This window comes from Clostridium sp., from assembly GCF_051650885.1.
Classification (GTDB): Bacteria; Bacillota; Clostridia; order Clostridiales; family Clostridiaceae; genus Clostridium.
Map to the genome: position 1 here is coordinate 1 of NZ_JBOFRG010000173.1, position 7,054 is coordinate 7,054.

At 29.2% G+C, this 7,054-nt stretch carries 7 protein-coding genes; 4 read left to right on the plus strand and 3 right to left on the minus strand.

Going from position 1 to position 7,054, the window contains the following annotated elements:
- Window positions 1-1,356: pyruvate formate lyase family protein (locus ACRC28_RS08455; RefSeq protein ID WP_438543016.1), on the plus strand; the 1,356-nt coding region annotated here is incomplete at its 5' end.
- A gap of 408 nt (window positions 1,357-1,764) precedes the next feature.
- On the plus strand, window positions 1,765-2,469 hold the full coding sequence (gene pflA, locus ACRC28_RS08460; protein WP_438543017.1) for a pyruvate formate-lyase-activating protein: 705 nt from the start codon (window positions 1,765-1,767) through the stop codon (window positions 2,467-2,469).
- A gap of 38 nt (window positions 2,470-2,507) precedes the next feature.
- Here pflA and ACRC28_RS08465 read toward each other — a convergent pair whose 3' ends face one another.
- Both ACRC28_RS08465 and ACRC28_RS08470 read right to left on the minus strand, forming a co-directional pair.
- A complete protein-coding gene (locus tag ACRC28_RS08465; protein WP_438543018.1) occupies window positions 2,508-2,699 on the minus strand; it encodes a hypothetical protein in 192 nt (63 codons plus the stop codon).
- 85 nt (window positions 2,700-2,784) lie between these two features.
- A complete protein-coding gene (locus tag ACRC28_RS08470) occupies window positions 2,785-3,399 on the minus strand; it encodes a 3'-5' exonuclease (protein WP_438543019.1) in 615 nt (204 codons plus the stop codon).
- A gap of 198 nt (window positions 3,400-3,597) precedes the next feature.
- Here ACRC28_RS08470 and ACRC28_RS08475 point away from each other — a divergent pair, with 198 nt between their 5' ends.
- Window positions 3,598-4,548, plus strand: a complete 951-nt coding sequence (locus tag ACRC28_RS08475; protein ID WP_438543020.1) for an L-lactate dehydrogenase — start codon at window positions 3,598-3,600, stop codon at window positions 4,546-4,548.
- A 304-nt stretch (window positions 4,549-4,852) separates the two neighbouring features.
- A complete protein-coding gene (gene asnA, locus ACRC28_RS08480) occupies window positions 4,853-5,866 on the plus strand; it encodes an aspartate--ammonia ligase (protein ID WP_438543021.1) in 1,014 nt (337 codons plus the stop codon).
- Between the two features lie 26 nt (window positions 5,867-5,892).
- Here asnA and ACRC28_RS08485 read toward each other — a convergent pair whose 3' ends face one another.
- Window positions 5,893-6,858, minus strand: a complete 966-nt coding sequence (locus ACRC28_RS08485) for a biotin--[acetyl-CoA-carboxylase] ligase (RefSeq protein WP_438543022.1) — start codon at window positions 6,856-6,858, stop codon at window positions 5,893-5,895.
- Window positions 6,859-7,054 lie beyond the last annotated feature (196 nt).

Genomic DNA, 7,054 nt, shown 5'->3' on the forward strand with positions numbered 1-7,054 from the left:
TTAATTGATCAATTAATAATCAAATTAAGACTTGTAAGACACTTAAGAACTCCAGAATACAATGATTTATTTGCAGGAGATCCAACTTGGGTAACTGAGTCAATTGGTGGTATGGGTATAAACGGTAAGTCTTTAGTTACTAAAAACTCATTTAGATACCTTCACACATTAATTAACTTAGGACCAGCACCAGAGCCAAATATGACAATCCTTTGGTCACCAAACTTACCAGCAGGATTCAAAACTTACTGTGCTGAAATCTCAATAAAAACAGATGCAATCCAATATGAAAATGATGAAGTTATGAGACCAGTTTATGGTGATGACTATGCAATCGCATGTTGTGTATCTGCAATGCAAGTTGGTAAGCAAATGCAATTCTTCGGAGCTAGAGCAAACCTTGCTAAAGCATTACTTTACTCAATCAATGGTGGAGTAGATGAAAAGAAAGGTTCAGTAGTTATTAAAGGATTAGAAAAAATAACTGATGAAGTTTTAGATTTCGATAAAGTTAAAGCTAATTATGAAAAAGTTTTAGAAAATGTTGCTAAAACTTATGTTGATACAATGAATGTTATCCACTACATGCATGATAAGTATGCATATGAAGCAGGTCAAATGGCTTTACATGATACAAATGTAGGAAGATTAATGGCATTTGGTATAGCAGGACTTTCAGTTGTTGCTGACTCATTAAGTGCTATAAAATATGCTAAAGTAACTCCAATCAGAAATGAAGAAGGAATTGCTGTAGACTTCAAAATAGAAGGTGACTTCCCTAAATACGGAAATGATGATGATAGAGCTGATGATTTAGCTGTATACGTAACTGAAAAGTTCTCACAAGAGCTTAAGAAGCACCCATTATACAGAGATGCTAAACACACATTATCAATCTTAACAATAACATCAAACGTTGTTTATGGTAAGAAAACTGGAGCTACTCCATGTGGAAGAAAAGCTGGAGAGCCATTTGCACCAGGAGCTAACCCAATGCACGGAAGAGATGAAAATGGAGCATTAGCATCATTAAACTCAGTTGCTAAAATAAGATATAACCCAACTTGTGAAGATGGAGTATCAAATACATTCTCAATCGTTCCAGGAGCACTTGGAAAAGAAGAGGAAGTAAGAGCAAATAACTTAGTTTCAATCTTAGATGGATACTTTACTCAAGGAGCTCATCACTTAAATGTTAACGTGTTTGATAGAGCAACTTTAGAAGATGCTATGGAGCATCCAGAAAAGTACCCACAATTAACAATAAGGGTTTCAGGATATGCTGTTAACTTTAACAGATTAACTAGAAACCAACAATTAGAAGTTATAAGCAGAACATTCCATAATAGTTTATAAAAGAAAGGTGCTTAGGCACCTTTTTTTAATTAAGAATTAAGAGTTAAGAATTAAGAATTAGGGGAAGTTGCAAGCAACTTTAGAGTGAATAGTTAAGAAGTAAGAATTTTAAAACTTTGTATAACTCTTAATTGAAAAGAGGAGCTCAAAATTTGCCTAGAGGCAAATTTTATCGCAATATAGACTGAAGGAATTTCAAAATAAATTTTAGTAATTAGGTAATGTTAAAGTATAATGGCTATAGTTGAAATGAAGTAGATATTTAATTAAAAATTTGAAGTTAAGAATTAGGGGGAGTTACAAGTAACTTTAGAGTTAAGAGTGAATAGTTAAGAAGTAAGAATTTCAAAACTTTGTATAACTCTTAACTCTAACCTCTTAACTTTTAACTAAAAAAAGGAGTTTTTTATGATTAAGGGAAAGATACATTCAATAGAATCTATGGGGCTTGTTGATGGACCAGGGATTAGAGTTATTGTTTTTATGCAAGGATGTGCATTAAGATGTAAGTATTGTCATAACCCAGATACATGGGCTATGGAAGGTGGAACTGAATATTCACCAGAGGAATTAGTTAAAAAGCTTACAAGATTTAAAACATATTTTGAAACATCAGGTGGTGGAGTTACTTTTTCAGGAGGAGATCCTTTAAGACAACCAGAATTTTTAATAGAAACTTTAAAGTTATGTAAAGAAGCTGGGATACATACATGTTTAGATACATCAGGTGTTGGTCTTGGAGAGTATGATGAGATATTAAAGTATACAGATTTAGTGCTTTTTGATGTTAAGGATGTAACAAGAGAAGGATATAAAAATGTTACTTTAATGGAATGGGATGAGTCTTTAAACTTTATAGATGCTTTAAATAGAAATAATACTAAAGTATGGATAAGACATGTTGTAGTACCAAATCTTACAGATGGAGAAGAACATATATTAGAGCTTAAAGAATTTATAAAAAAGATAAATAATGTAGAAAAAATAGAACTTTTACCATATCATTTATTAGGTGTTAATAAATATGAAACTATGGGAATTAAGTATGCTTTAGAGGGTACAGAGCAAATGGATAAAGAAGTAATGAAAAAATATGAAGATTTATTAAAATAAAAAAATGGAGTGAGACTTAAAAATCTCACTCCATTTCCTTATTTTTCGATAGCTTTATTTTCACGTTCTTTTCTAGCTTTAACCTTTTTTGGATCATAGTAAAGGAAAATTGAAACAAATAAGGAAATAGCAAAACCGATAATTACACTATTAGAAAAACAATAAAAAGTATATGTTAAACAAACTACAGTAATAAGAAAAAATATAGCTGTTTTTGTATTATTATTCATCTTTAAAATCCCCCTTATAATAAACCACTATATATTTATTATAGATTACCTAAATGGATATTACAAGGATTAATGCTATAATTTACTATTTAGAACTTAGCTTTTCAGTAAAGTAACCATGTGGAATTACTTTTTTCTTTAAGCCTTCAATTACTAAAAGATAAGTAGCTGCAGTATCAAATCTAGCATCGTGATAATTCCCGCTGCCTTCAAATAAAGCGTTAGCTTTAGCTTCAATTTGATCATTTGTAATTCCTAGGAATTTAACTACTTCTTCAAGCTTAGGATTTTTATAAGTACCATTTGGCTTTAAGATTTTACAAATATCTTTGTAGTAATTCATAGTGCAAAAAGTGTCTTTAGGAACATAATGTGCACCCATAGGAAGAAGTTCACTTTGCATAAATTTAATATCAAAGTTTACGTTGTGTCCTATTACATAATCAGCTTCAAAGAAATCATCTACAAATTCACCAACCGAATCTTCAAAGTACATTCCATTAGATAATTCATAAAGCTTTTCAAGAGAAAAACCATGAACGGCTTGTGCACCAGCATCCATTTCTTCAACTGTGAAGAAAAAGTTTTTTCCAACTGTAGTTTGAGGTTTAGTACTAGTATCAACAGTTATGTAGCTTAATTGGCAAATATGTCCTGGTCTAATACTAGTTGTTTCTGTATCAAAAAAAAGTAATTTCATTTTAAATAATCCTCCAAAAAATTTATATTATAATTATACCTTAAATTTAACATAATAAAAGTAAAAGGGAGTAATAAAAAAATAATTTATTAATTCTGATTAAAATAGTAAGAATTAGATTGAAAATGTTTCTCATTGTAGTATAATTAGAGTAAATTAAGAATTGTTAACTCTTAACTAAATAAAGGAGGAGTCATTATGTTAGTTGAAGGTAAAAGAAAGATATCAATAATTGGAGCAGGATTTGTAGGAGCTACAACAGCTTTCGCTCTTATGAATAGTGGAATAGCTACTGAAATTTGTGTTTATGATATAAATATGGATAAAGCAATGGGAGAAGTAATGGATTTAGTTCATGGAACTTCATTTGTTAAACCAGTAAATATATATGCAGGATCACTTGAAGAAACAAAGGGGTCTGATATAGTAATTATTACTGCAGGAGCAGGACAGAAAGAGGGAGAAACACGATTAGATTTAATCGAAAAAAATTATAATATATTTAAAGGGTTTGTTCCTAAAATAGCTGAGTTAAGTCCAAAGTCAATTTTATTAGTTGTATCTAATCCAGTAGATGTATTAGCATATATAACTTATAAATTATCAGGATTCCCAAAAGAAAGAGTTATAGGTTCGGGAACAGTATTAGATACATCAAGGCTTAAGTATGTACTTGGAAAATATCTAAATGTAGATAATAAAAATGTTCACTCATATGTTATAGGTGAGCATGGAGATAGTGAAGTTGTAACTTGGAGCAATGCAAGAGTGGCAGGTGAAGATATTGATCTTTACGCAGAACATTTAGAACTTGCGTGGGATAAGGAAATTAAAAAAGTTATAGAAGATGATGTTAAAAATGCTGCTTATGAAATAATAAGTAGAAAAAAAGCCACATACTTTGCAGTTGCACTTGCTATAAACAAAATAGTTGAGGCAATATATAGAAATTCAAACAGTATTTTAACTGTTTCAACTCTTTTTGAAGGGCAATATGGAATTGATGATATGTATTTAGCTATTCCAAGTGTTGTTAGTGGAAAAGGTGTTGAGAGAATAATAGATATACCATTATCTGAAGATGAAGAGAAAAAATTAAAAGAATCTGCTAGTATTTTAAAAGGTCATTTAAATAAGTGTAATATTTAAATTGATTAAGAGTTCAAAATTAAAAAAATAGAATTGAGTAAAGGGTGCTGAAAAGCACCCTTTACTTATGTAAAATAATAAATTGATAAAAAAATGAGGGGATAAGAGAGAAAGTGTGAAATAAAAATAAAATGAAGTATTAATTTGAAAATTAAAATAAGATTGGATATAATGGAGGTAAGAATTAAGAATTAAGAATTAAAAATTAAGAATTAAGAATTAAGAGGAAGTTGTAGGAAACGCTAAGTATACTCAACTGTTAACTCTAACCTATTAACTCTTAACTAAAAAAGGAGTGATTTAAATGATTGTTGATGGAATTGTAGTAAAAGAGGGTTATAAAAGTAATACAAGCTTAATAGAGACGGAAAAAAACATAAAGGCTATAAAAGATTTTTTTGAGAAAACACTTTCAGAGGAATTGAATTTACTAAGAGTATCGGCTCCACTTTTTGTAGATAAGGCATCTGGGTTAAATGATGATTTAAATGGAGTTGAAAGACCAGTAAGTTTTGATGTTTTGGCTACAGGAGAAGTAGTTGAGATTATTCATTCTTTAGCGAAGTGGAAAAGAAATAGTCTTAAAAGATATGGGTTTGAAGCGGGAAGAGGTCTTTATACAGATATGAATGCTATAAGACGCGATGAAGAACTAGATAACTTACATTCAATTTATGTGGATCAATGGGACTGGGAAAAAATAATAGAAAAAAAAGACAGAAATTTAGGTACTTTAAAACAAACAGTTAAGCAAATATATAGTGTATTTAGAAAAACAGAAAAATATATAAATGAAAATTTATGTGCAATAGGATTTGAATTACCAGAAGAAATCTATTTTATAACAGCAGAAGAGCTTCTAAAGAAATATGAGAATTTAGATTCTAAAGAACGTGAAGATGCGGTTTGTAAAGAGCATGGTGCTGTATTTATAATGGGTATTGGTGAGAATTTATCTAATGGACAAAAACATGATGGAAGAGCACCAGATTATGATGATTGGACTTTAAATGGAGATATTCTTTTTTGGAACAATGTTTTAGATAGGGCAGTTGAATTATCATCTATGGGAATTAGAGTAGATGAAAAAGCTTTAGATGAACAATTAAAGAAAGCTAATGCAGAGGATAGAAGAGAATTGAAATTCCATAAAGATTTGCTAGAAGGAAAATTACCATATACTATTGGTGGAGGAATTGGACAATCTAGAATATGTATGTACTTCCTAAGAAAAATTCATATTGGAGAAGTTCAATCATCTGTATGGGATGAAAAAAATAAAAAAGTTTGTGAAGAGTATGGAATAACATTACTATAAGATTAAAGGCTAGCAACTTAGGTTTGCTAGCCTTTAAATGTTATTTCACCACTAATTACAGGTCTAATATTTCCTAGGGAATCTTTAATTAATAATTCGCCAGTAGGGCTTACATCAACTATAGTTATTTTTTCACGATTATTTATAGTGACTAAAAAAGCCTCCTTGCCTAAAAACATAGAATTAGACTTTAAAATTTCAACAGTTTTTGAAAGGTCTAGTGTTTTTAAAAAATATTTGTAGTCTTTTTCAAAAGTATTGTAGAAGAGTCCTAAAATTTGTGAAAGACTAAATTCTTTAGAAAACTGAAGTTTTAAAGAAGTTGCTTCATTTAAATCATGTTTTAAAAAATATTCTTCATCAATATTTACATTTAAGCCAAGGCCAAGAATTAAATAATTAATTTTATCCATATCAGCATTCATAGTAGTTAGGATTCCACAAATCTTTTTATCATTTAAATAAATATCATTAGGCCATTTGATTTTTGTATCAATATTAAATGATTTTAGAGTTTTATACATTGAAGCTGATGCAATAAGTGTTATTTTAGAAGCCTCTACTGGATCGATATTTGGAGTTAAAACAATAGAATTCCAAATACCACCTAAGGGGGATTCCCATACTCTAGAAAACCTTCCATGCCCAGAGGTTTGAACTTTACTTACGATACAAGCACCATTTATAATTTCTTTCTTACATAAATTTTTTGCATAAGTATTAGTTGATTCTAAGGATTCAAAGGAAAATAAATTTCTAGCCATAAATTCAGTCTCTAGAAAAGGGAGAAGAGTATCTTTAGAGATAATATTAGGTTCATTTAAAAGTTTATATCCTTTATTACGAATACTAGATATATTATAACCTTGAAGCTTTAAAGAATTTATATGCTTCCAAATAGCATTTCTACTAACATTTAAAGAATTACTAATAGCCTCACCAGAAATATAGTCATCAGAATCTTGTAAAATTTTTAAAATTTTAGATTTCATAAGGTATCTCCTTTATTCCATAATTAATCTTATAATTTTATAGGATGAAGACATCAAAATATGTCTTATCTATGTTCTAAAGTATATTATTTAATTATATGACATAATTTTTTATATTTAAACATAAAATAGAAATTGTATTGATTGAATAATAAAATGAAAAATTAGCTAGTTTTATTTCAAAATATTTAATATA

Bases quoted from the DNA above. Each gene is read 5' to 3' on its own strand.
- pflA (WP_438543017.1), top strand. From the start codon at position 1,765: ATGATTAAGGGAAAGATACATTCAATAGAATCTATGGGGCTTGTTGAT.
- ACRC28_RS08465 (WP_438543018.1), bottom strand. From the start codon at position 2,699: ATGAATAATAATACAAAAACAGCTATATTTTTTCTTATTACTGTAGTT.
- ACRC28_RS08470 (WP_438543019.1), bottom strand. From the start codon at position 3,399: ATGAAATTACTTTTTTTTGATACAGAAACAACTAGTATTAGACCAGGA.
- ACRC28_RS08475 (WP_438543020.1), top strand. From the start codon at position 3,598: ATGTTAGTTGAAGGTAAAAGAAAGATATCAATAATTGGAGCAGGATTT.
- asnA (WP_438543021.1), top strand. From the start codon at position 4,853: ATGATTGTTGATGGAATTGTAGTAAAAGAGGGTTATAAAAGTAATACA.
- ACRC28_RS08485 (WP_438543022.1), bottom strand. From the start codon at position 6,858: ATGAAATCTAAAATTTTAAAAATTTTACAAGATTCTGATGACTATATT.